This is a genomic window from Massilia rhizosphaerae (genome assembly GCF_016093545.1).
GTDB classification, from domain to species: domain Bacteria; phylum Pseudomonadota; class Gammaproteobacteria; order Burkholderiales; family Burkholderiaceae_D; genus Telluria; species Telluria rhizosphaerae.
Genome location: NZ_JADKYX010000010.1, coordinates 95,796 through 118,183, shown reverse-complemented (window position 1 = coordinate 118,183; position 22,388 = coordinate 95,796). Strand labels below are relative to the sequence as shown.

The following is a 22,388-nucleotide window of genomic DNA, read 5'->3' as shown; positions in this document are numbered from 1 at the left end:
TGCGAGCCGGCCTGGCGCGGGCCGTCCGACGGGCGATTCCGCATTCTTCGAAGTGAAACTGAGGAGTTGACGTGGTTAATGACAACCAGAAATCCCGTTTGAGATGGAAAGCTTTCCACGCGCTGGCCGCCGCCGGCCTGTTCGCATGTGCCGTGCACGCGGGGGCCAGCGTCACCAGCCCGGCCATCGGCCAGTTGCTGTGGTCCGAGGAGTTCAACGGTCCGTCCCTGGACGCGTCGCGCTGGACGGCCACCGACGGCAACGGCTGCCAGATCAATCTGTGCGGCTACGGCAACCAGGAGCTGGAGTACTACAGCCCGAACAACGTGTCGATCGCCGACGTGCCGTTCGAGCCCGGCACGCGCGCGCTCGCGATCCGCGCCCAGAACCAGACCGTGGGCAGCAACGTCTTCACGTCCGGGAAGATCGACAGCCACGGCAAGGTGCAGGTCCAATACGGGATGATCGAGATCCGCATGAGCGCCCCGAACGTGGCGACGGGCCTGTGGCCGGCCGCGTGGATGCTGGGCACGAGCCCGCAGACGTGGCCGCGCAACGGCGAGATCGACATCATGGAGATGGGCCACAAGGCGTCGGCGCGCGCGGCGGCCGGATCGCCGCCGGCCAACAACTTCGTCGGCTCGAACGTGATCACGTGGCAGCAGGCCGCGTGCGTGCCCGGCAACGAGAGCTGCGCGGCGTCCACGGCGTGGCAGACGAAGAACTGGTACGTGCCGGCGACGTCGCTCGCGAACCGCTTCGTCACGTACCGCCTGTACTGGACGGAGAGCGCGATGCGCTTCACGACCATCGACAACGGCGTCGAGCACGACATGTACGACGCGCCGCTGCCGGTGAACTCGACGTCGCTGCAGGCGCCGTTCTACCTGCTGCTGAATCTCGCGGTCGGTGGCAATTTCACGGACGCCGCGACGCCCGGCCAGGTGACGGCGCCGCTGCCGGGCACCATGTACGTCGACTATATCCGCGTCTACCAGCTGGACGGCAAGGGCGCCGTCAAGCTGGGCAACCAGACCGTCCCGGAGGTGGCCGGCAAGTTCGGCGTGTTCACGGACACGACGCCCGTGAACGACAAGCTGGTGGCGGGCACGAGTTCCGACATCTTCCTGTGGAACGGCGCGTCGTCGGGCGCCGGCAAAACGCCCCCATACGAGGGCGCGAACGTCATCGCCTGGAACTACACGGCGCCCGGACAGTGGTTCGGCGGCGGCGTGCAGGCGCGCCAGGCCCGCGACCTGACGAATTACCGCAACGGGACCATGAAATTCCGCATCAAGATCCCGGCCAACGTCTCGTTCAACATCGGCGTGGGCGACACGTACACGAACCAGAATTGGGTGAACTTCCCGGCCAACACGACGGCGTATGGCCTCGTGCGCAACGGCGACTGGGCGCAGGCGAGCATTCCCGTGTCCACGCTGATCGGGCCCAAGGTGGCGCTGCAGTCGCTGCTCGACGTCTTCATGATCTCCAGCGACGCGAACAAGTTGCCGGCGTCGGCCTTCCAGTTCGCCATCGACGACATCGTATGGGATTCGGGGAGCACGACGCCGCCGCCGCCGTCCGGCCCGACGTACGTGACGCAGACGTCCGCCACGACGCTGCAGTTCACGACGACGACGGGCGGCTGGGCCGACGTCCACTACACGGTGAACGACGGCGTCCAGCAGAACGTGCGCATGCGCCTCGACGGCACGACCAACACGTACAGCGCGGGCGGCCTCAAGATCGGCGACGTCGTGCGCTACAGCTTCACGTACTGGGACACGGCGCGCAACTACGCGGTCGACACGGCGCTGCAGACCTACACGATGCAGTGAGCCGGGCGGCGTCGGTTTCGCGCTCGGCTGCGCGGCCGTGCCGGGTATACTGACGCCACCATGCACCTGTACCGCGAATACCCGCCGCATCCCGCGCTGGCCGGCCACGTGGCCTGCCTGTGGACGAGCCACGCCGTCCCGGACGGCGCGCCCGTGCGCACGCGCGTCCTGCCCGACAATTGCATCGATATCCTGTGGCAGGACCGTACGCCGCTGGGCATGGTGGCGGGCATGATGTCGCGGCCCCATCACGTGGAAGCGGCCGTTCCCGTGCTGACGGTCGCCGTGCGCTTCCTGCCCGGCGCGGCGCGCGCCTTTTTCGACCTGCCCCTGTACGAGCTGCAGGACGGCCATCCCGCGCTGGCCGACCTGTGGCCGCGCGCACAGGCCGAAGCGCTGGCGCAGGCGTTGTGGGAGCGCGAGCGGACGCCGGCCGCACGCCTGGCCATCATCGAACGGGCGCTGCTCGCGCGCCTGCACGCGCGTGCTCCGGCGCGCGCGGACGCGCTGGCGCGGGCGGCCGTCGTGCGGCTGGAAGCGAGCGGCGGCGCCGTCCGCATCGACGACCTCGCGGCGGACCTTGGCATCACGCGCCAGCACCTGGCGCTGCTCTTCCGCGAACGCGTGGGCTTGTCCGCCAAGACGTTCGCCATGGTGTGCCGCTTCCGCCGCGCGCATGCCGCCTTGCGCCGTCAGCCGGACGCCGTCGACTGGGCGCGCCTGGCCGGCGACTGCGGCTACTACGACCAATCCCATCTCATCCACGCGTTCCGCCAGTTCGCGGACGCGACGCCGGAATCGTTCCGGTTATCTTGAGGCCCGCCCATGATCGTCATCGCCGCTCCCTCCAACCTCGGTCTGCGCCCGTTGCGCCCCGGTCATGAACCGGGCGCGTGGCGCGCGCCGGCCGCCCTGTTCGACGCGGGCCTGCTGGACGCCGTCGGCGCCGGCGCGCCCGTCACGATGGCACGGCCGGTCTGGAAACCGGGCGCCGACCCGGACACGCGGCTGCGCAACGGCCGGGCGATGCGCGACTTCAACCTGGCGCTGGCCGACCACGTGGCGCCGGCGTGCGCGCGCCGCGAATTCGCACTCGTCGTCGGCGGCGACTGCTCGATCCTGCTGGGGGCCCTGGCGGGCGCGCGGCGCGGCGGGCCGCTGTCGCTCGTCCACGTGGACGGCCACAGCGACTTCCGCCATCCGGGCAACTACGACCCGGAGAGCATGCTCGGCGCCGTGGCCGGCATGGATCTCGCCCTCGCCACCGGCCGCGGCGAGGCGCTGATGACGGAGTGGCCGGGCGTCGCATCGCCCCTCGTGCAGGACCGTCACGTCGTGCAGATCGGCGAGCGCGATGGGCGGCGGCCCGAGTTCGCGTGGCCGGACGTGAACGATACCGAGATCGAGCGCATCGACGTGTTCGCGGCGAACGACATCGGACCGCAGGCCGTGCTGGCACGCACCCGCCGCACCCTGGACGCCGCGCCGGACCAGCGCTTCTGGGTCCACCTGGACGTCGACGTGCTCGACGCAGCCGTGATGCCCGCCGTCGACAGTCCCGGATCGCCGGGCATCGCGCCGGACGATCTCGTGGCGATCGTGGCCGGCCTGGTGCCCGATCCGCGCTGTGCCGGCATGACGGTCACCGTGTTCGATCCCGACCTCGATCCGGACGGGCGCCATGCGCGCACGCTCGTCGACCTGCTGGCCAGGTTGCCGTTCCGCAGGGCCGGCGGACATATTTCGTAATACTTGCGAGGACGGCTCTTGACGCGACTTTACAGCGCGCGATCGTATCCTTTCCGCACCCATCCCGGGCGTTGCAAGGAGACGGTAACACGGTCACGGAGACGACGATCCGCGGCAACGCCGTGACTTCGGCCCGGACCGAGATGTCGGCGCAGATCGACGGTTTGCTCTGAGCCGGATCGACAGCGCCGGAAAGATCAGTATTTCCGGCGCAGCGAGAAGCCCAGCACGCCGAGGCCCAGCAGGATGCTGGCCAACGTGCCGGGTTCGGGCACGGCGCTTGTCACGGACACGTTATCGAGCGAGCCGCCCTGACCGTCCGAAGCGCCGACCGCGCGGAACTCGAGGTTCGAGGACATGCCCGCGCCCATCACCGAGAGGCTGTAGCGCTGCCATTGGTTGCCGGGACCGCCGTTGTTGCCGCTGTAAGTGGCCAGCGCCTGGCCGTTCCACAGCACTTCGATGCCATTGGTCGCGGCGCTGGTGAATTCGCGGGGGGAATAGTCGAACGATACCGTGTACGGCGCCGCAGCCGACGTGTTGATCGTCTGGCTGATCCAGCTGTTGGCAAAGGTATCCAGTTCCACGTAAATCGAGCCGTCGGACGCGGTGCCGGCAACGTTGTTGCGCACTTCGACCGCGTTGCCACCGACCGTCCAGCCGTTCATGCTCCACAAATTGGCCGCGACGCCGTTGGCCACGGGATTGGCTTCGAAGCTGCCGTTCTGGACCAGATTGATCACGGCGGCGGGGGCTGATGCCGCTGCCAGCAGGGAGGCCAGGGCGACTGAGATAGTGGAAAGTTTCATGGGGGGCCTATTGGTTTCCGGGTAAATACAAACATTGTAACATTGAAAATAATGGTGTGCGGAAAATCTGGCCAGATTATCAAGTTCCTGCATGGTGGCCGGGGCATCTTCCATTTTTCCAATCCAGGGACGCGCGGACCGGGCATCATGACGGTTTTCGACAGGAGACTCCCATGATCAAAGGACTGCGCACCGTGACCTATCCCGTGGCCGACCTCGCCCGCGCGAAAGCCTGGTTCGCCGACGTGTTCGGCGTAGCGCCGTATTTCGACCAGCCGTTCTACGTCGGCTTCGCCGTCGGCGGCTTCGAACTGGGCCTCGTCCCGGACGGCACGCCCGGGACGTCCGGCTCCACCACGTTCTGGGGCGTGGACGACATCGCGGCCGAGGTCGACCGCATCGTCGGGCTGGGGGCCGTCGTCCACGCGGCCATCCAGGAGGTGGGCGAGGGCATCAATGTGGCGGAATTGCAGGACCCGTTCGGCAACGTGCTCGGGCTCATCGAGAACCCGCTGTTCGATCCCGCCGCCGTGCGTTGATCACATGCCGGCCGGCGGCTCGACGGGGATCGGGTTGCGCAGCGACACGTTGATCGCGTTCCAGCCGCGGATGACGGCGATCGCATAGCCCAGTTCCGCGATCTCGGACTCGCTGAAATGCTCGCGGAGCAGCGGCCAGGCGGCGTCCGTGTCGTCGCGGTGGGGCAGGGCGTTGACGGCGTCGGCCCAGGCCAGCGCCGCGCGTTCGCGCTCGCTGAAGAACGGCGATTCGCGCCAGGCGGCCACGGTGTTCAGGTGGCGCGGGTCCGCCCCCTGTTTGATCAGGTCGCGCCAGTGCATGTCCACGCAGACGCCGCAGCCGTTCTGCTGCGACACGCGCAGGTTGACCAGCTCGACGATGCGCGGCCCCAGCGCGCCCTGCTTGACGGTCTGCGACAGATTGACCATGGCCTTCAGCGCGGACGGGGCGTGCTTGAACAGGTTGATGCGGGCGTCGTGCGACATGATGGTTCCTTTCGTTTGAACGAGGCTGCCGGATGCAGCCTCCTATCGATTAGACGGAACGGGTCGCGCGTTTGTGACAGGTCCCGCTCAGGGCTTCACGTGCGGCTGGACGGCGCCGGGATTCAGGATCTGGTTGGTGTCGATCTGGTCCTTGTTGATCACCTGGGCGCCGCCGGGCGCGTGGCGGCGCGGGAGCATGCTGCCGGTCGGCGCCTCGCGGTCCTCGCGCGACAGTTTTTGCCCGTCGGTGGCCGGGGTCTGGGCACAGGCGGCGAGGAGGCAGGCGGCGCCTGCGGCGATGAAGAGATGTTTCAGCATGCTGTGTCACTCCTTGGCGTTGGGTTGCGTCGCCCGGCAATATAGCCCGGATCCTGTCCAAAATTTGTCGCGAGATCGTCTCGATTTGTACTTCGCGCCGGGCACGCTATCATGGCGGGATGAAACCCGACCTGAGCCCGCGCTGCCGGGCACGCCTCTTCGTCTTCGTCCTCGGCCTCGCGTGCGCCGCGCCGCTGCTGGCGGCGCCGTTGCCGCTCCACGGACGCTGGCTGCCGGACGAGCCCGAGGCCGGCCGCGCCGTCCTGACGATCAAGGACGCGACCCTGTCCTGGCGCGGGCGCAATCCGCCGGCGCCCGCCTGCGCGCAGGACTACGTGCTGATCAAGGAACGTCCCGGCACCGTGTACACGGATGGACGCGGCACGAAATTCGTGGCCGGCTCCCCGGGCAGCATCCCGACGTACCTGATGACGCTCGGCGCGGGCACCTGCGGCACGCCCGGCGAGCAGGTGCGCGTCAGATTTCCGCTGATTTACGACATCAACCATATCGAATTCATCGAGTACGCGGCAGGAAGGCCGGTCAACGCGCGTCGGCTCCATCGCAAGAAATGAATCATGACCGGCCCTCGTCCTTGGGCGACGTGTAGGCCGGATCGTGCTCGAACGGCAGCGGCCGGCCCTCGCGCAATGCGGCCAGGACGGCGGCGAAGTCGGTCCGGCAGCGAAAGCCCAGGTCGCGCTCGATGGCGGCGGCATCGTAGACCCGGCCGATGGTCGCCGGCAGCGTCCAGCCCCGCGCGGCGTAGAGCGCGGCGGCGTCGGGGAAGTGCGCTGCGATGACCGCCGGCGCATCGGCCTTGAGCCGGGCCGCGTCCGCGCGCGCGAAGGGCGTCGGCGCGGACACGAGGTAGAGGCCGAAACCGATGGCCGGCGCCTGGTCGAGCGCGGCGAGGTGCGCGCGGGCGCAGTCTTCGACGGTGAGGCGGCGATGCAGGAATTCGTTGGCCTTCATGTTTTCGCCGGAGAGCGCGCGGTGCGTGTCGTCCTCTTCGGGAAAAAAGCGGGCCGTCCGGAGTACGACCACGGGCAGGCCGTGCTCCGCGTGGAAGAGCCGCGCCAGTTCTTCGGCGGCGCGCTTGGTCACGCCGTAGATGTTGCGGGGCCGCAGCGGTCCGCTGGATTCGTCCAGCCACACGGCGGCGGGCGCGGTTTCGGCGCGGATCTCCTCGGTGATCATCAGCGAGGTGGTCGACGTGAAGACGAACCGGCTCGCCCCGTGCGCGACCGCCGCTTCCAGCAGGTTGAGGGTGCCCGTGACGTTCACGTCGACGAACGCCTGGCGGGGATAGCGCGCGATGTCCGGCTTGTGCAGGGCGCCCGCATGGATCACGCCGTCGAAGCGGTGCTGGGCGAACAACTGCCGAACCAGGGCCGCGTCGGCGACGTTGCCGACCCGTTGCGTGTGCGGTCCGGGCGCGACGTCGAGTCCGAACGGCTCGTGCCCGGCCCGCAGCAGCAGCGGCGCCAGAAAGCGCCCGAGCCACCCCGAGGAGCCGGTCAGCAGGATGCGCATCAGGGCTGGCGCGGCGGCGCGGTCCGCGCCGCCGCGAGTGCCGGTTCCGGCCCGCAGCCGTCCAGCGACGCGTCGCCGGCGTCGACCGGGCCGTACCACTCATGCACGCCGACGAATCCGCCGGTGCGGAGAATCCAGGCCTTGTGCGTCCTGGTGTCGACGACGGCCGTGTGGCGGAAGCCGTCGGCGACGTGACTGTCGTCGGGCAGCGCGACCCGGACGAACGGCCCGTCATGCGACGTGTCGGGGGCCGCGGCGGCCGGAATCGCCGTCGTAAAACCGGAGAACGAAATGCCGTAGCGGTCGGCCAGGGATTGCGCCATCGGGCACGCCGGCGCATGGGCGGACAACAGGGACAGGCAGACGGCGGCGCCCAGGCTCTTCATTGCGGCAATCCTTCAACGGGTGATCGTCATGGAACGATATCAGCTTGCCGCCGCCAGAGATACGCAGATTCTCACATGTCGCCGCCGCCGCCGACATAGCGCCGCTCGAAGCGGCTGCCCAGCCGGGTCAGCACCTCGTAACCGATCGTGTTCGCTTCCGCCGCGACGGCGTCCACGTGCTGGTGCGGCCCAATCAGCTCGACGGTCATGCCGGGCTGCAGGCGCGCGTCCGGGATGCCGGTGACGTCCAGGGTGATGCTGTCCATCGACACGGTGCCGGCGACCGGCACGCGCACGCCGTCGACGTAGGCGTGGCCGTGGCCGGACAGCGCGCGCAGCCAGCCGTCCGCGTAGCCGACGGCGATGGTGGCGATGCGGCGCGTGCCGTGGGCCACGTAGCGGGCGCCGTAGCCGACGGCGGCGCCGGCCTGGATCGTCCGCACCTGCACGATGCGGGCGTCGAGCGACACGGCCTGGCGCAGCGGGTTCGGATGGCCCGGCTGCGGATTGATGCCGTACAGCGCGGCGCCTGGGCGCACGAGGTCGTAGTGGAAGTCCGGGCCGAGGAAGACGGCGGACGAATTCGCGAGGCTCGCCGGCATGGCCGGGAATCGGGCGCGGAGGGCGTCGAAGCGCGTACGCTGGCGCGTGTTCATCGGGTGGTCCGGCACGTCGGCGCACGCCAGGTGGCTCATCAACAGGACCGGTTCGAACGCCGCCAGCCAGTCGCGCGGATCGCCCAGCGCGTCGAGGTCGGCGGGAGAAAGGCCCATGCGCGACATGCCGCTGTCGACCTGCACGGCGCCGGCCAGGCGGCGACCGGCACGGGCGCACAGCGCGCTCCACTCGCGCACCTGGCCCGGATCGTTCAGCACCGGAATCAAGCCGTGCGCGACGACATCGGCGGCGCTGCCCGGCGGCGGGCCGTGCAGCACGTAGATGGCGCTGCCGGCCGGGACGATGCCGCGCAGGCGGATGCCTTCGTCGACGTGGGCCGTGAAGAACACGCGGCAGCCCGCGCGCGCGAGCGCGGGCGCGACGCGCGCCATGCCGAGGCCATACGCGTCGGCCTTCATCACCCCGGCGACGACGGCGCGGCCGGCACGTTCGGCCAGCAGGCGGTAATTCGCCGCGACTGCATCCAGGTCGACCGTCAGGACGGCGCCGGCGCGGGACGCCGGCGCGACATGGAAAGGTTGCACGGCCGCGTTCATGCCTTGGCCGCTTCCAGGCGGACGTGGGCGGGCCGCGTGCCGGCGTAGCGGAACACGGCCAGGTCGTCGGCGTGGATCGCGGGGACCTTGCCGCTGACGAGGTCCGCGATGACGCTGGCGGAGCCGCACGCCATCGTCCAGCCCAGCGTGCCGTGGCCCGTGTTGAGATACAGGTTCTTGAGCGGCGTGGCGCCGACGATCGGGGTGCTGTCCGGCGTCATGGGCCGCAGGCCCGTCCAGAACGTGGCGCGCGACACGTCGCCGCCGCCCGGGAACAGGTCGTTCACGACCAGTTCCAGCGTCGCGCGGCGGCGCGGGTTCAGCGCATGGCTGTAGCCCGCGATCTCCGCCATGCCGCCCACGCGGATGCGGTCGTCGAAGCGGGTGACGGCAATCTTGTACGTCTCGTCCAGGATCGTGGACACGGGCGCCCTGGCCGCGTCGACGATCGGCACGGTGATCGAATAGCCCTTGAGCGGATAGACCGGCACGCGGAACTGGTCCCGCAGCAGCAGGCGCGAATAGCTGCCCAGCGCCAGCACGTAGCGGTCGGCCGTCATGCGGCCCTTGTCGGTGTGGACGCCGGCGACCTGGCCGCCCACGATGTCGAGGCGCTCGATCGCGGTGTCGAACCGGAAGCGCACGCCGAGTTCGCGCGCCATCTGCGCGAGGCGCGTCGTGAACAGCTGGCAGTCGCCCGTCTCGTCGTTCGGCAGGCGCAGGCCGCCCACCAGTTTGTCGCGTACCCGGCCGAGCGCCGGTTCGGCGGTGCCCAGCTGGTCGCGCGTCAGCAGCTCGAACGGGACGCCGGCTTCCTTCAGCACCTCGATGTCCTTGGCGGCGCCGTCGAACTGGGCCTGCGTGCGGAACAGCTGCAGCGTGCCTTGCTGGCGGCCTTCGTACGCGATGCCGGTCTCCGCGCGCAGCGCGCGGATGCGATCGCGGCTGTATTCGGCCAGGCGTACCATGCGTTCCTTGTTGACGGCATAGCGGCCGGCGTCGCAGTTCTTGAACATCTCCCACATCCATTGCAGCTGGAAGAGGGAACCGTCCGGCTGGATCGCCAGCGGCGCGTGGCGCTGGAACAGCCATTTGAACGCCTTCAGCGGAATGCCCGGCGCCGCCCAGGGCGACGCGTAGCCCGGCGAGATCTGGCCGGCGTTGGCGAAGCTGGTCTCGAGCGCCGGACCCGGTTGACGGTCGATGACGGTAACGTCGTGGCCGGCCCTGGCCAGATAATAAGCGGTGGTCACGCCGACCACGCCGCTGCCGAGTACGATGACGCGCATAGCTTCCCTTGTAATTAAGGTTTTTCAGGAATTAGAAATTGTTTTCATTTTAGTTGTGGGACTGCCATAATAGTTTCTGTTTGCGACAATCTTTTTAGTGAAGAATCATGCGCGTGCAAAAAGACTCGAATCGTGTGCTGGACCGTATCGACCTGCACATCCTCTCCATCCTGCAGGACGACGGCCGCATCGTGATGAAGGACCTGGCCGAGCGCGTCGGCCTGTCGCTGACGCCGTGCATCGAGCGGGTCAAGCGCATGGAACGCGACGGCGTCATTGCCGGCTACCACGCGCGCGTGACGCCGCGCGCGCTCGGCCTGCAGGTGCTGGTGTTCGTGGAGATCACGCTCAGGCAGAAGTCGGAACAGGCGTTCGAGCGCTTCCGTCGCGCGATGCTGACGATTCCGGAAGTGATGGAATGCCATCTCGTGTCGGGCGATTTCGATTACCTGATCAAGGCGCGCATCCCGGAGATGACGGAATACCGCCGGCTGCTGGGCGAGATCCTGCACGTGGCCGACGGCGGCCAGTCCAAGAGCTACGTCGTGATGGAAGAGGTCAAGGAAACGCTGGCGGTGTCGATCGCGCGCTGAGCAAAGCGGCCATTGAACCATGCGTGAGACGGGCACTCTAACGTGCTGGAGGTAATCCAACATGTGCGCGCCGGCTGTCTCGCGGCGCCGATTCGTCGACGGTGGAAAGACCATGATCGAGGCCGCGCCTGGATTGCGGAAAGGCATCGAGAAGTGTCCGACCGGTATCAAGGGCCTGGACGCGATCACGTACGGCGGCCTGCCGCGCGGGCGCGCCACGCTCGTGTGCGGCGGTCCGGGATGCGGCAAGACCCTGCTCGCCATGGAATTCCTGTTGCGCGGCGCGATGGAATCCGGCGAACCCGGGGTTTTCATGGCGTTCGAAGAAGATGCGGCCGAGTTGCGCGACAACGTCGCGTCCCTCGGCTTCGACCTCGACGCGCTCGCCCAGGCGCGCAAATTCGTGGTCGATACCGTCCGCATCGATCGCAGCCAGATCGAGGAGGCCGGCGCCTACGACCTGGATGGTCTGTTCGTTCGCCTGGAGGCGGCCATCGACGCCATCGGCGCGAAGCGCGTCGTGCTCGACACCCTCGAAGTGCTGTTCGCCGCGCTGTCCGACGCCGCGCTGCTGCGCGCCGAAGTGCGGCGCCTGTTCGAGTGGCTGAAAGGCAAGGGCGTCACCACGATCGCCACCGCCGAGCGCAGCGGCGACAATCTGTCGCGCTTCGGGCTCGAGGAATACATCGCCGACTGTGTAATTCTCCTGAGCAACCGTATCGAGGGGCAGTTGGCCACGCGGCGCCTGCGCATCGTCAAGTACCGCGGCTCGCTGCACGGGAGCGGGGAATTCCCGTTCCTGATCGACAGCACGGGCATGTCCCTGCTTCCGCTCACCGCGCTCGGCCTCGCGCACGCGGCCAGCACGGAGCGCGTGTCCTCCGGCGTTCCCGCGCTGGACGCGATGCTGGACGGCCACTCCTTCTTTCGCGGCAGCAGCGTCCTCGTCTCCGGCACGGCCGGTGCCGGCAAGTCCAGCCTCGCCGCCCACTTCGTCGACGCGGGGCGGCGCCGGGGCGAACGCTGCCTCTGGTTCGCGTACGAGGAGTCGCCCGGCCAGATCATGCGCAACATGCGGTCGATCGGCATCGACCTCGAGACGGCGCAGCGGGACGGCCTGTTGCGGTTCCATGCGGAGCGCCCGACTTTTTGCGGGCTCGAAATGCACCTGTTGGCGGCGCACAAGGGCGTAGCCGAGTTCCGGCCGCAACTCGTCGTCGTCGACCCGATCACGGGTTTCGGCGCGCTCGGCGCGCCGAACGAGGTCAAGGCGACGTTGATCGCGCTGATCGACCTGTTCAAGACGCACGGCATTACGGCGTTCTTCACCAGCCTGACGGCGGGCGGCGCGCCGCTGGAAGCGACCGACGCCGGCATCGCGTCGCTGATGGACGTCTGGCTGCTGCTGCGCGACCTGGAAGTCGGCGCCGAACGCAACCGTATCCTGCACGTGCTCAAGGCGCGCGGCGTGGCCAACTCGAACCAGATCCGCGAATTCGTCCTGACGGAACACGGCATCGAGATCCGCGAAGCGTGCACAGGCCCGTCGGGCGAATTGCAGACCGGCAGCATGCGGGCGCTGCGCGAGCGCCGGGAACGCGACATCGCCTACGCGGACATGCAGGCGATGGCCGCGCGTCAACGCCTGGCCGAACGGCGCCATGCCGCCGCGCAGGCGCATATCGCGGCGCTGCAGGCCGAATTGGCGGTGCAGCAGGCCGAGGCCGAGATGGCCGGTGCGCGTGCCGGCCCGGCGCCGTACGGTCGGCCAGCCGCGAGCGGAACGACAAGGAGTTCGACATGACCATCGAGCAGGGCGCCGCTCCCGAGGACGATCGCGACCACTGGACGCTGCGGCTGTACGTGGCCGGCCTGACGCCCAGGTCGATCACCGCATTCGGTAACCTGAAGCGCCTGTGCGAAACCTATTTGGCGGGCAAATATACGATCGAGGTGATCGACCTCGTCGATCATCCCGAGCGTGCCCGGGAGGACCAGATCCTCGCGATCCCCACGCTCGTGCGCAAGCTGCCCGAGCCGGTGCGCAGGATCATCGGCGACCTGGCCAACACGGAGCGCGTGCTCGTCGGGCTCGAGTTGCTGCCCGGCCAGGGGCACGGGGCGTCGGCGCAACCGGGAGGCGCCCGATGACCGAACGCAAGACGGACGCCACCTCGGCTTTCGAGCGGGCCTTGCGCGAGCGCGGCGCGGGCCGTTACGTGCTGCGCCTGTACGTCACGGGCCTGACGCCGCGTTCCAGCCGCGCCATCGAGAACCTGCGCGCGATCTGCAAGAGTCACCTCGAGGGACGCTACGAACTCGAGGTGATCGACGTGCGCCAGCAGCCGGAGCTTGCCCGCAATGCCCAGATCGTGGCGGTGCCCACGCTGATCAAGCAGCTGCCGGCGCCGCTGCGGCGGGTCGTCGGCGACCTGTCGGACACGGAGCGCGTGCTGGTGCAGCTCGACCTGGTGCCGGCCGCTTGACGAAGGGGCCCCGATGGCACATGTTCCGTCGACGGAGGAACTCGCGGCCGAGCGCGACGCCCTGCGGCAGCGACTGGCCGAGGCCGAGGACGTCCTGCGCGCCATCCGCGGCGGGGAGGTCGACGCGGTGGTGGTGGAGGGCACGCGCGGCGCGCAGATCTATACGCTGGAAGGGGCCGACCGCGTCTACCGCCATCTCATCGAGTCGATGAGCGAGGGCGCGGTCACGCTGTCCCCGGCCGGCGTCGTCCTGTACTGCAACCAGCAACTGGCCCGCATGCTCGGCGTGCCGCTGGAGCGGGTGATCGGCAGCCTCCTGCGCGACTACGTGGTGGGCGACTCGCGCGCGTCGCTCGAGGCGACCATCGCCGCCGCGGGCGCCGCGCCGACGCGCACCGAGGTCGACCTGAAATGCGCCGGAGGCCGGGTGCTGCCGGCCAGCCTGTCCGCCGCGCGCCTGTTCGGCGGCGAGCAGGAAGCCATCTTCTGCCTCGTCGTCACGGACATCAGCGAGCAGCGCCAGCGGCTCGCGGAGGTGGCCGCCGCCGAGCGGCTGGCGCGGTCCATCCTGCGCCAGACGATCGAGGCGATCGTCGTGTGCGATGCCGCCGGGAAGATCGAGCGCATCAGCGATTCGGCCCGGGCATTGTGCGCGATGGACCCTTCCGGGCAGGCCTTCGGCACGGCGTTTCCGTTGACGTGCGAGGGTGGCGGCGCTTTCGACCTCGGCGCCGCGCTGGCCGGGAAGCCGATGCGGCACGTCGACGTCATCCTCGCGTCGGATGGCGCACAACGCCACTTCATCCTGAACGCCGCGCCGTTGGTGGACGGAGAACGGTTGATCGGCTGCGTCGTGGGCCTGACGGACGTCACCGAGCGTATCGACGCGGTGCGCCAGATCCGCTACCTGAACCGCGTCTATGCGATGCAAAGCAGCATCAACATGCTGATCGTGCACGCGCACGACCGCGACTACCTGTATCACGAGACGAGCCGGATCGCGTGTGAAGTCGGCGAATTCCGCGCCGCGCTCGTCTGCGACCGCGACGCCGTGTCGGGCCGCCTCTGCGCGCAAGCGTGCGCTCCCTCGGGCGCGGCGTTGCCGGAGGCGTTGCGCAAGCTGCTGGCGCGCGGCGACCCGGCGTTCGCGGAGGCGACCGCGCGCGCCGCCGCCGGGGGAAAGGTCGTCGTTGCCGACCACCTCGACCACTCGGCCAGCCCGCAGCTCGCACGTCTGGCGGCGGAGCACGGCCTCGTCGCGATGGCGGTGCTGCCGTTCCTGGTCGACGGGAAATGCGTCGGCCTCGCGGTCTTCTTCGCCGGGGACCGCGCCGCGCTCGCACAGCCGCAGGAACTGAAGGCGCTCGACGAAATCGCGCGCGACATCGCTTTTTCCCTGGACCACATCGAAAAGGAACAGCGCCTGAACTACCTGGCGTACTACGACGAGTTGACCGGACTCGCCAACCGGACGCTGTTCTTTGAGCGCGTGTCGCAATTCGTGAGGATGGGGGGCACGGCGCAGGAAGAAGTCGCGGTGTGCGCGATCAACCTGGAGCGCTTCAAGCAGTTGAACGACAACTATGGCTGGCAGGCCGGCGACGACCTGTTGCGCCAGGTTGCCCAATGGCTCCAGAATGAAACGGGCGATCCGAACCTGCTGGCGCGGTTCGGCGGCGACGCGTTCGCGGTCGTCCTGCCCCGTGCCGAGCGGGGCGAGCGCGCCGCGCGCTTCGCCGAGCGGATGACGGCAGTCTTCCCGCAACATGCGTTTCACATCGACGGCACGCCCGTGCGGCTCGGCGCGAAGGTCGGCGTCGCCGTCTCTCCGGGCGACGGCACCGATGCGGAAACGCTGTTTCGCCATGCCGAGGCGGCATTGAAGCAGGCGAAGGCGGGCGCGGCCCGTTATCTCTTCTTCACCCAGAGAATGACGGAGGAGATCGCGTCGAAGATGACGCTGGAAAACCAGTTGCGCAATGCCTACGGACACGACGAATTCGACCTGTATTACCAGCCCAAGCTTGATATTCTGACGGGCAAGACCGACAGTGCCGAAGCATTGCTGCGCTGGCGCAGTCCCGAACTCGGCCTGGTGACGCCGGCGCGTTTCATCGGGATGCTCGAGGAGTCGACGATGATCCACGACATCGGCCGGTGGGTCATACGCCAGGTGATCACCGACCTCGCGCACTGGCGCGCGACGGGACTGCGGCCAGTGCGCGTGGCCGTCAACCTGTCCACCGTGCAGCTGCAGCATCCGCGCTTCATGGAGTATTTCAAGCAGGACCTCGGCACGCAGGCAGTGGATGGCGCGCTGGAGATCGAAATCACGGAGAGTGCCATCATGGCACACCCGGAAGACAGCATCACGAAGTTGAGCGCGATCCGCGCGATGGGCGTGCGCATCGCGATCGACGACTTCGGGACCGGTTTTTCTTCGCTGAACTATCTTCTCAAATTGCCCGCGGATACGCTCAAGATCGACCGCTGCTTCATCGTCGACATGACCGAGAAGCCCGAGAACCTGACGCTCGTGTCGACCATCATCAGCCTGGCGCATGCCCTCAAGTTGCGGGTCGTAGCGGAAGGCGTGGAGACCGTCGAGCAGCTGAACCTGTTGCGGTTGCTGAGGTGCGACGAGATCCAGGGGTATTACCTGAGCCAGCCGATGCCCCGCGACGCGTTCGAAAAATACTTCATCGGCGCGGCACGCGGCTGAAAGTCATGACATGCGTGCCCGGCCTTGGCGCCAAAGCCGGTATCATCCGGCATGTGGCGCGCATGCGAACGATGCGGTGCCGGGCATTCACACTGGAGCAAGCATGTTGATCGTGACCCATGGCGGTAAATTCCACGCGGACGATGCGTGGGCGGTGGCCGTCCTGTTGTTGTTGTATCCGGAGGCGGAACTCGTGCGCACGCGCGACCCGGCTACAATTGCCAAGGCCGACGTCGCCATCGACGTGGGCGGCGTGTGGGACCCGGCCGCGGGCCGCTTCGACCATCACCAGAAGGGCTTCGACGGCGCCCGCGTCAGCGGCGTGCCGTATGCCAGCGCGGGCCTCGTGTGGCGCGAGCACGGTGCACGCTGCGTCGCGCTGCTGGCCGAGCGCCATGCGGGCTACAAGCTGTCGGACGACGTCGCGCAGCAGATGGCGTATGCGATCGACGCCGACGTCGTGCAATACCTCGACCTGTCCGACGTCGGAGCGGCCCGCAACGCGCCCGGCAGCTACGGGCTGTCCGCCATCGTGTCCGGCTTCAATCCGAACTGGATGGACGAGCAGCGGCTGGGCTACGGCCCCGCCGCGGAAGCCTATCGCGACGCCCAGTTCCGGCGCGTGCTGGACCTCCTCACCGACCTGATGATCAACGCCGTCAAGTACCGCGTGGGCGCGCTGCTCGCCGTTGAGCAGGTGCGCCGGGCCGAGGTCCTCGAGGGCGGCCGCGTGCTGTTCCTCAAGAACGGGGCGCTGCCGTGGACGGCCGTCGTGCGCAAGGAGATGCCGAAAGTCCTGTTCGTCATCAGCTACAACCTGGCCGAGCAGCGCCACATGATCCACACGGTGCCCGTCAGCGCCGAAAGCTTCGAGGCGCGCGCCGACCTGCCGGCGGCCTGGGCCGGCCTGCGCGACGCCGACCTGGCGGCCGTCACGGGCGTGCCGGATGCGGGGTTTTGCCACAACGGGCGCTTCATCGCGGCGGCGAAATCGTACGAAGGCATCCTCGAGATGGCGCGCCAGGCGCTGCGCGAAGTCGATGCGGCGCCGACGGGGGCGCCGGCCGCGTGAGGCGGGCGGCACCCGCGTTACGAATTCGTCAAACTTGTGTGGTTTTTTGGAACGGAATCGCCAAAAAGTTACCAAGATTCAAGCTCGTCGTTACACCGAAGGCCGGTTCACGTCTAGAATTTCCCAAAAGAATCAACCTCTCTGGGATGAGACATGAAATCGGTTCAGCAGGAAGTCGACGAGCGCAGCAACCTTACGGGCACGAACAAATTCGAGCTGTTGCTCTTCCGCCTCGGCGGCGACGCCAATGGCGAACATAGCGAATTGTTCGGCATTAACGTCTTCAAGATTCGCGAGATCGTCGCCATGCCGACGATCACCAAGGTCGCCGGCGCGCCCGATCACGTCCTCGGCGTGGTCAATCTGCGCGGCCAGATCATCCAGGTCCTCGACCTGCCCGGCATCGCCGGCGTGACGCCCGTGACGGGCCTGAACATCATGCTGGTGACGGAATTCGCCCGCACCACGCAGGCATTCGCCGTGGAAAGCGTGGAAGAAATCGTGCGCCTCGACTGGACGCAGGTGATGTCGGCCGAGCGCAGCGCCGGCAGCGGCATGGTCACGAGCATCGCGCGCCTGGAAGCGGTGGACGGCGAGCCCGCCCGCCTGGCCCAGGTGCTGGACGTCGAGACGATCCTGCGCAACCTGAACCCGGACGCGCACACGGAAAACGTCGAGCAGGCCGTGGGCGACAAGATGAAGCTCAAGCCGGGCGCCGTGATCCTCGCGGCCGACGATTCCGTCGTCGCGCGCGCGCTGATCGAGCAGGGACTGGACGCCATGGGCCTGCCGTTCGTGATGACCAAGAGCGGCAAGGAGTGCTGGGACCAGCTGAACCACATCGCCGAGGCGGCCGAGGCCGAAGGCAAGACCGTGCACGACAAGGTCGCGCTCGTGCTGACCGACCTCGAGATGCCGGAGATGGACGGTTTCACGCTGACCCGCAACATCAAGTCCAATGCGCGCTTCGGCAATATGCCGGTCGTCATCCACTCGTCGCTGTCCGGCACGACGAACGAGGAACACGTCAAGAACGTGCGCGCCGACGCCTATGTCGCCAAGTTCTCGGCCGAGGACTTGTCGCGCACGCTGCGCACGCTGCTGCGCCAGTAATCCGTTTTTCCGCGCGGTGCCGGCCACATTGGCCGGGCCGCGCTCCCCGCACCGCCTTCACCCGACTTCGCCCCGGTACCGACTCTGCGTCGGCGGTGTCGCCGCGCGCCCCGTTCAGTTGTAGCTGGGCAACGCTTTGCACCGAATCCTCGTAAGAGTTTTCCTACGGAAACACTATCGACGCATAATGGTCGCATAGACTCCGGTTCCCACTTTTTCAGCCCATGTTACAGCCCACATCGTTCATCGCGAGCATCTGGACAACGGATACGCAAGGCATCTGCACGTCCGCCGTCGATCAAGGCACCGGCCCGCTGCCGCCCCTCACGAGCGGCACGGCGCTCGTGGACTGGCTGCGCGAGCGCGTCGCCGCCGACGGGGCCGACGCCGCGCGCGCCGTCGCGGACGCGCTGGCGCGCCAGGCGCCGTTCGAGCTCGACGTCCAGGTCCGGTGCGCGGACTGGGCCATGCGGCGCGTCGTCATGTCCGGCCTGCCGCGCGTGGCGGCCGACGGCCGCTGCGCGGGCTATGCCGGCGCGTTCGCCGACGTCACGGAACAGCGGGCGACACTCGACCGGGCGCTCAGGAGCGAGGCGGAGCACCGGCTGATCGTCGATCACAGCATGGACCTGATCGCCCACTGCGACGCCGAGGGCCGCTACCTCCACGTGTCGCCGTCGTACGAGACCGTCATCGGCCGGCAGGCGGCGGAGATGGTGGGGCAGCCCGTGTTCCGTTTCCTGCATCCCGACGACTGCGCGGCCGCCGCCGACGTGCTGGCGCGCATCCTGGCCGGGGAAGACATCGCCGAGGCGGTCGAAGTCCGCAAGCAGCACCGCGACGGCCATTACGTGTCGCTGGGGACGAAGGCGCGCAAGGTGGCGGACCCCGTCACCGGGACCGTGTTCGGCGCCGTCCTCGTGTCGCGCGACATCACGCGCGAACGGGAGATGCTGCACCGGGTCGAGCACGCGCACGCGCACGTGCGCACGATCCTGGAAAGTATCGAGGACGGCTTCTTCTCGGTGAACCGCAACTGGGAGATCACCTACGCCAACACCCTGGCCGAGGTGTTCGCCGGCGTGCCGCCGGGCGAGTCGACGGGCCGCGTGCTGTGGGATCTCGCGCAGGGCCTCGCGGACACGGATATCGCGCGCACCTACCGGCGCGCGATGGAGCTGCGCGAGAACGCGTCGTTCGAGGCATTCTACGAGCCGGCCGGTACGTGGCTCAGCCTGCGCGTGTACGCCCGCGAGGACGGCCTGTCCGTGTTCTTCCACGATATCTCGGACCGCAAGCGCGCGGAAGAACGGCTGGAACAGCTGGCCACGCGCGACGACCTCACGGGCCTGCCCAACCGGGCGTGGCTCAACGGCCACCTGAAGGCGATGCTGGCGCAGAAGCGCAGCCAGGCCGCGACGACCGTGATGTTCATCGACCTGAACCGCTTCAAGGAAGTCAACGATTCGCTGGGCCACGCGGCCGGCGACGTCCTGCTGCAGCAGGTGGGGCAGCGGCTGCAGTCGTGCATGCGGCCGGGCGACGTCGTGGCGCGGCTGGGCGGCGACGAATTCGTCGTGGCGGCCCATTGCACGGGCCGCGAAGCCGCCGCCGGCATCGCGCAGCGGCTGCTCAAGACCTTGACCGTGCCGTTCTACATCGACGGCCTCGAGATGTGCGTGGGCGCGTCGATCGGCATCAGCCTGTCCTGCCAGGAGGGCGTGACGGCCGACCTGCTGTTCCAGAACGCGGACACGGCGATGTACAGGGCGAAGGCGCTGGGCGCAAGCTCCTACCAGTTCTTCGAGCCGGAGATGAGCGTGGAGGCGCGGCGCCGCCTGCAGATCGAGGCGGCGCTGCGGCGCGCGCTGGAACTGGGCCAGTTCGAGCTTTACTACCAGCCGCGCGTGGACGTGCGCACCCTGCGCCTGCGCGGCGTGGAAGTGCTGCTGCGCTGGCACCATCCGGACCTCGGGCGCGTGTCGCCCCTCGAATTCATCCCGATCGCGGAAGAGCGCGGCCACATCGAGGCGATCGGCCGCTGGGTGCTGCAGGAAGCCTGCCGCGTGGGCAAGCGCCTCGGCGACAAGTACGGGACCACGTTGCACGTGTCCGTGAACGTGTCGGCCCGCCAGCTGCGCACGGCCAGCCTCGTGGCCGAGGTGGAGCAGGCGTTGCGCGAATCCGGCTTCCCGGCGCGCGCGCTGGAACTGGAACTGACGGAAAGCGCCCTGATCGAGGACACCGAACAATCCGTCGACGTGCTCCGGCGCCTCAAGCGGCTCGGCGTCAAACTCGCGCTGGACGATTTCGGCACCGGCTATTCGAGCCTGTCGTACCTGAAGCGCTTTCCCGTCGACGTGCTCAAGCTGGACCGCTCCTACTTCCTGGAGCAGAGCCTCGACGCGAACGGCGACGAGTTCGTCGCGGCCCTCGTCCACATGGCCCATGCGCTGGGCCTGAAGGTGGTCGCGGAGGGCATCGAGACGGAAGAGGTGATGGAAACGCTGCGCGACTGCCGCTGCGACGAGGCGCAGGGCTATCTGTTCGCCCGGCCGATGGCGCTGCCGGAATTCGACAAATTCCTGCAATGCGAGGTGCCGGCCACGGTCGCGGCGTGAGCGCGGCGCAACTAGGGTGTGTCTGACTGTCTGCGGATATCGAGCGGGTAGGGTGGGCACCCTGTGCCCACCATGCGTTCGCGGACCGGCTTGGGTTTGGTGGGCACGGGGTGCCCACCCTACCGGGACTGCTGGCAAAACATGTCAATCAGATAGACCCTAGCGCCGCCTGGCGCGCCCGCCGAGAAACGCGGCGCCCAGGCCCAGCAGCGGCAACAGCGTCGCCAGCGCGAACGTGGCCCGCGTCGCGGCGGCCACCTCGGCCGCCGTCCCGCGCGGGTGGGCGGCGAACACCGCGCCCAGCAGCGCCGACCCGGCGATCAGCCCCAGGTTGCGGGCGAGGTTCAGCAAGCCGGCCACGACGCCGCGGCGCGCATCCCCGGCGGCGTGCATCACGGCCGTGTTGTTCGCGGCCTGGAACAGCGCGTAGCCGGCGGCCAGCAGCACGAGCGGCGCGACCCAGCCGGCCACGCCGGACCATAGCGGCATGAGGGCCAGCAGGCCGCAACCGCCGGCCATCGCGGCGAGGCCCGCGATGCCGGCCGCGCCGGCGCCGTAGCGGTCGACGAGACGTCCCGCCGGCACGCCGCCCAGCGCCGCGACGATCGGCGTGGTCGCCAGCGCGAGGCCGACGCCGCCCGGCGGTAGCCCGAGGCCATGCCCGAGATAGAACGGACCGACGAGCACCGTCGTCATCATGAGCGCCATCGTGAGCGCGCTCATGGCGAAGCCGGATGCCAGGATGCGGTCGCGCAGCAGCGCCAGCGGCACGAGCGGCGATGGCACCCGGGCCTGGGAGCGGACGAACAGGACGGCACCCAGCGTGGCCGCACCGAGCAGCCAGCCGCGCCAGGCGGCCCCGATGCTCGTGGACGCGAGGGCGAACGCGAGCAGCGGGCCGACGAGCAGCAGCAGGCCGCGCACGTCGAACGGTGCCCCGGCGGACGGGCGCGCGTGCGCGTCGTCCGGCACGCGCCGCACGAGGACGAGCGTCGCGCCGGCCGCCGCCAGCATCGCGACGAAGATGGCGCGCCAGCCCGGGCCGGCCAGCAGCAGGCCGCCCAGCACGGGTCCGAGCGCCGTGCCGACGGCCGACATGCTGCCCAAGAGCCCCATGGCGCGGCCGGTGCGGCCCTGCGGCAGGCGCGCGGCGGCCAGCGCCATCGCGAGGGCCGGCATCACGGCCGCGCCCAGGCCTTGCAGCGCGCGCCCGGCCACCAGCAGCGGCAGCGTCGGCGCCAGCGCGCACAGGCTCGATGCCGCCGCGAACAGCGCGATCCCGCCCTGCAGCACGCGGCGCCGGCCGATCGCGTCGCCGAGGCGGCCCGCGCCGACCGAGGCGGCCGTGGCGGCCAGCAGGTAGGCCAGCAAGATCCATTGTACGGCCGCGAAGCCGGTGCCGAACGCGTGCTGCAGCACGGGCAGCGCGACGTTGGCGCCGCTCGCGCCGAACGAGGACAGCAGCACGGCCAGCGCGAGACCGGGCAGGGCGCGGTCGGCGTTGGCGGTTTTCGAGAGTGTGGCGGGAGAAGTCGTCATCGTGGTTCCGGTGGGTGTCGTCGTCCTGCAGACTAGGCCATGCAGCGCGCGGGCGGAAGGCGCGCCGGACGCAATGACACCTTGCGCGCGGCGCCA

21 protein-coding genes are annotated in these 22,388 nt (G+C 68.9%); 13 read left to right on the top strand and 8 right to left on the bottom strand.

The annotated features are described in order from the left end of the window. Positions 1-98 precede the first annotated feature (98 nt). The 3 genes from ISF28_RS16160 to ISF28_RS16150 are packed head-to-tail and all read left to right on the top strand — an operon-like array spanning position 99 to position 3,590. On the top strand, positions 99-1,841 hold the full coding sequence (locus tag ISF28_RS16160; protein ID WP_229519127.1) for a glycoside hydrolase family 16 protein: 1,743 nt from the start codon (positions 99-101) through the stop codon (positions 1,839-1,841). Between the two features lie 60 nt (positions 1,842-1,901). Then, positions 1,902-2,657, top strand: coding sequence for a helix-turn-helix transcriptional regulator (locus tag ISF28_RS16155; RefSeq protein WP_198118200.1), 756 nt, complete (start codon positions 1,902-1,904; stop codon positions 2,655-2,657). 9 nt (positions 2,658-2,666) lie between these two features. Further along, positions 2,667-3,590 (top strand): arginase family protein, encoded by a 924-nt coding sequence (locus tag ISF28_RS16150; protein WP_198118199.1) that lies wholly within the window; start codon positions 2,667-2,669, stop codon positions 3,588-3,590. Between the two features lie 197 nt (positions 3,591-3,787). On the opposite strand, the gene ISF28_RS16145 is transcribed toward ISF28_RS16150, so the two are convergent. Then, on the bottom strand, positions 3,788-4,399 hold the full coding sequence (locus tag ISF28_RS16145; protein WP_198118198.1) for a PEP-CTERM sorting domain-containing protein: 612 nt from the start codon (positions 4,397-4,399) through the stop codon (positions 3,788-3,790). A gap of 173 nt (positions 4,400-4,572) precedes the next feature. Between ISF28_RS16145 and ISF28_RS16140 the strand changes: the two genes are divergently transcribed. Continuing rightward, a complete protein-coding gene (locus ISF28_RS16140; RefSeq protein ID WP_198118197.1) occupies positions 4,573-4,938 on the top strand; it encodes a VOC family protein in 366 nt (121 codons plus the stop codon). Here the strand turns inward: ISF28_RS16140 and ISF28_RS16135 are convergent, their stop codons facing one another. Together ISF28_RS16135 and ISF28_RS16130 are read right to left on the bottom strand one after the other, a co-directional pair. Further along, positions 4,939-5,403, bottom strand: coding sequence for a carboxymuconolactone decarboxylase family protein (locus tag ISF28_RS16135; protein ID WP_198118196.1), 465 nt, complete (start codon positions 5,401-5,403; stop codon positions 4,939-4,941). It abuts the gene before it with no gap. 87 nt (positions 5,404-5,490) lie between these two features. Beyond that, entirely contained in the window at positions 5,491-5,721 is a 231-nt protein-coding gene (locus tag ISF28_RS16130; RefSeq protein ID WP_198118195.1) for a hypothetical protein, read from the bottom strand. A gap of 119 nt (positions 5,722-5,840) precedes the next feature. On the opposite strand from ISF28_RS16130, the gene ISF28_RS16125 reads away from it, so the two are divergent. Next, the gene (locus tag ISF28_RS16125) at positions 5,841-6,296 is read left to right on the top strand and encodes a hypothetical protein (RefSeq protein WP_198118194.1); all 456 of its coding nucleotides are present in this window, start codon (positions 5,841-5,843) and stop codon (positions 6,294-6,296) included. Position 6,297: 1 nt separating this feature from the next. Here the strand turns inward: ISF28_RS16125 and ISF28_RS16120 are convergent, their stop codons facing one another. From ISF28_RS16120 to ISF28_RS16105, 4 genes are all read right to left on the bottom strand, one after another. After that, positions 6,298-7,257: an NAD-dependent epimerase/dehydratase family protein gene (locus ISF28_RS16120; protein ID WP_198118193.1), complete on the bottom strand. Its 960-nt coding sequence runs from the start codon at positions 7,255-7,257 to the stop codon at positions 6,298-6,300. Next, positions 7,257-7,643, bottom strand: a complete 387-nt coding sequence (locus tag ISF28_RS16115) for a hypothetical protein (RefSeq protein ID WP_198118192.1) — start codon at positions 7,641-7,643, stop codon at positions 7,257-7,259. The genes ISF28_RS16120 and ISF28_RS16115 overlap by 1 nt, the downstream gene beginning before the upstream one ends. 71 nt (positions 7,644-7,714) lie before the next feature. Then, a complete protein-coding gene (gene alr, locus ISF28_RS16110) occupies positions 7,715-8,845 on the bottom strand; it encodes an alanine racemase (RefSeq protein ID WP_370663445.1) in 1,131 nt (376 codons plus the stop codon). A gap of 8 nt (positions 8,846-8,853) precedes the next feature. Continuing rightward, the gene (locus ISF28_RS16105; protein ID WP_198118190.1) at positions 8,854-10,146 is read right to left on the bottom strand and encodes a D-amino acid dehydrogenase; all 1,293 of its coding nucleotides are present in this window, start codon (positions 10,144-10,146) and stop codon (positions 8,854-8,856) included. Positions 10,147-10,253: 107 nt separating this feature from the next. Between ISF28_RS16105 and ISF28_RS16100 the strand changes: the two genes are divergently transcribed. From ISF28_RS16100 to ISF28_RS16065, 8 genes are all read left to right on the top strand, one after another. Further along, positions 10,254-10,739, top strand: a complete 486-nt coding sequence (locus tag ISF28_RS16100; protein WP_198118189.1) for an Lrp/AsnC ligand binding domain-containing protein — start codon at positions 10,254-10,256, stop codon at positions 10,737-10,739. Between the two features lie 112 nt (positions 10,740-10,851). Further along, entirely contained in the window at positions 10,852-12,543 is a 1,692-nt protein-coding gene (gene kaiC / locus ISF28_RS16095) for a circadian clock protein KaiC (protein WP_198118188.1), read from the top strand. Next, positions 12,540-12,890, top strand: a complete 351-nt coding sequence (locus ISF28_RS16090) for a circadian clock KaiB family protein (RefSeq protein ID WP_198118187.1) — start codon at positions 12,540-12,542, stop codon at positions 12,888-12,890. The genes kaiC and ISF28_RS16090 overlap by 4 nt, the downstream gene beginning before the upstream one ends. After that, positions 12,887-13,225 carry a circadian clock KaiB family protein gene (locus tag ISF28_RS16085; RefSeq protein WP_198118186.1) on the top strand — a complete coding sequence of 113 codons (339 nt, stop codon included), beginning with the start codon at positions 12,887-12,889 and terminating at the stop codon, positions 13,223-13,225. Before ISF28_RS16090 ends, ISF28_RS16085 begins: the two co-directional genes overlap by 4 nt. A gap of 13 nt (positions 13,226-13,238) precedes the next feature. Further along, positions 13,239-15,947: a sensor domain-containing protein gene (locus ISF28_RS16080; RefSeq protein WP_198118185.1), complete on the top strand. Its 2,709-nt coding sequence runs from the start codon at positions 13,239-13,241 to the stop codon at positions 15,945-15,947. A gap of 103 nt (positions 15,948-16,050) precedes the next feature. After that, positions 16,051-17,019: an MYG1 family protein gene (locus ISF28_RS16075; protein ID WP_198118184.1), complete on the top strand. Its 969-nt coding sequence runs from the start codon at positions 16,051-16,053 to the stop codon at positions 17,017-17,019. Positions 17,020-17,172: 153 nt separating this feature from the next. Continuing rightward, on the top strand, positions 17,173-18,132 hold the full coding sequence (locus ISF28_RS16070) for a chemotaxis protein (RefSeq protein ID WP_198118183.1): 960 nt from the start codon (positions 17,173-17,175) through the stop codon (positions 18,130-18,132). A gap of 224 nt (positions 18,133-18,356) precedes the next feature. Further along, positions 18,357-20,753 (top strand): putative bifunctional diguanylate cyclase/phosphodiesterase, encoded by a 2,397-nt coding sequence (locus ISF28_RS16065; protein WP_198118182.1) that lies wholly within the window; start codon positions 18,357-18,359, stop codon positions 20,751-20,753. Between the two features lie 159 nt (positions 20,754-20,912). Here ISF28_RS16065 and ISF28_RS16060 read toward each other — a convergent pair whose 3' ends face one another. Then, positions 20,913-22,292: an MFS transporter gene (locus ISF28_RS16060; protein WP_198118181.1), complete on the bottom strand. Its 1,380-nt coding sequence runs from the start codon at positions 22,290-22,292 to the stop codon at positions 20,913-20,915. Between the last annotated feature and the right edge of the window lie 96 nt (positions 22,293-22,388).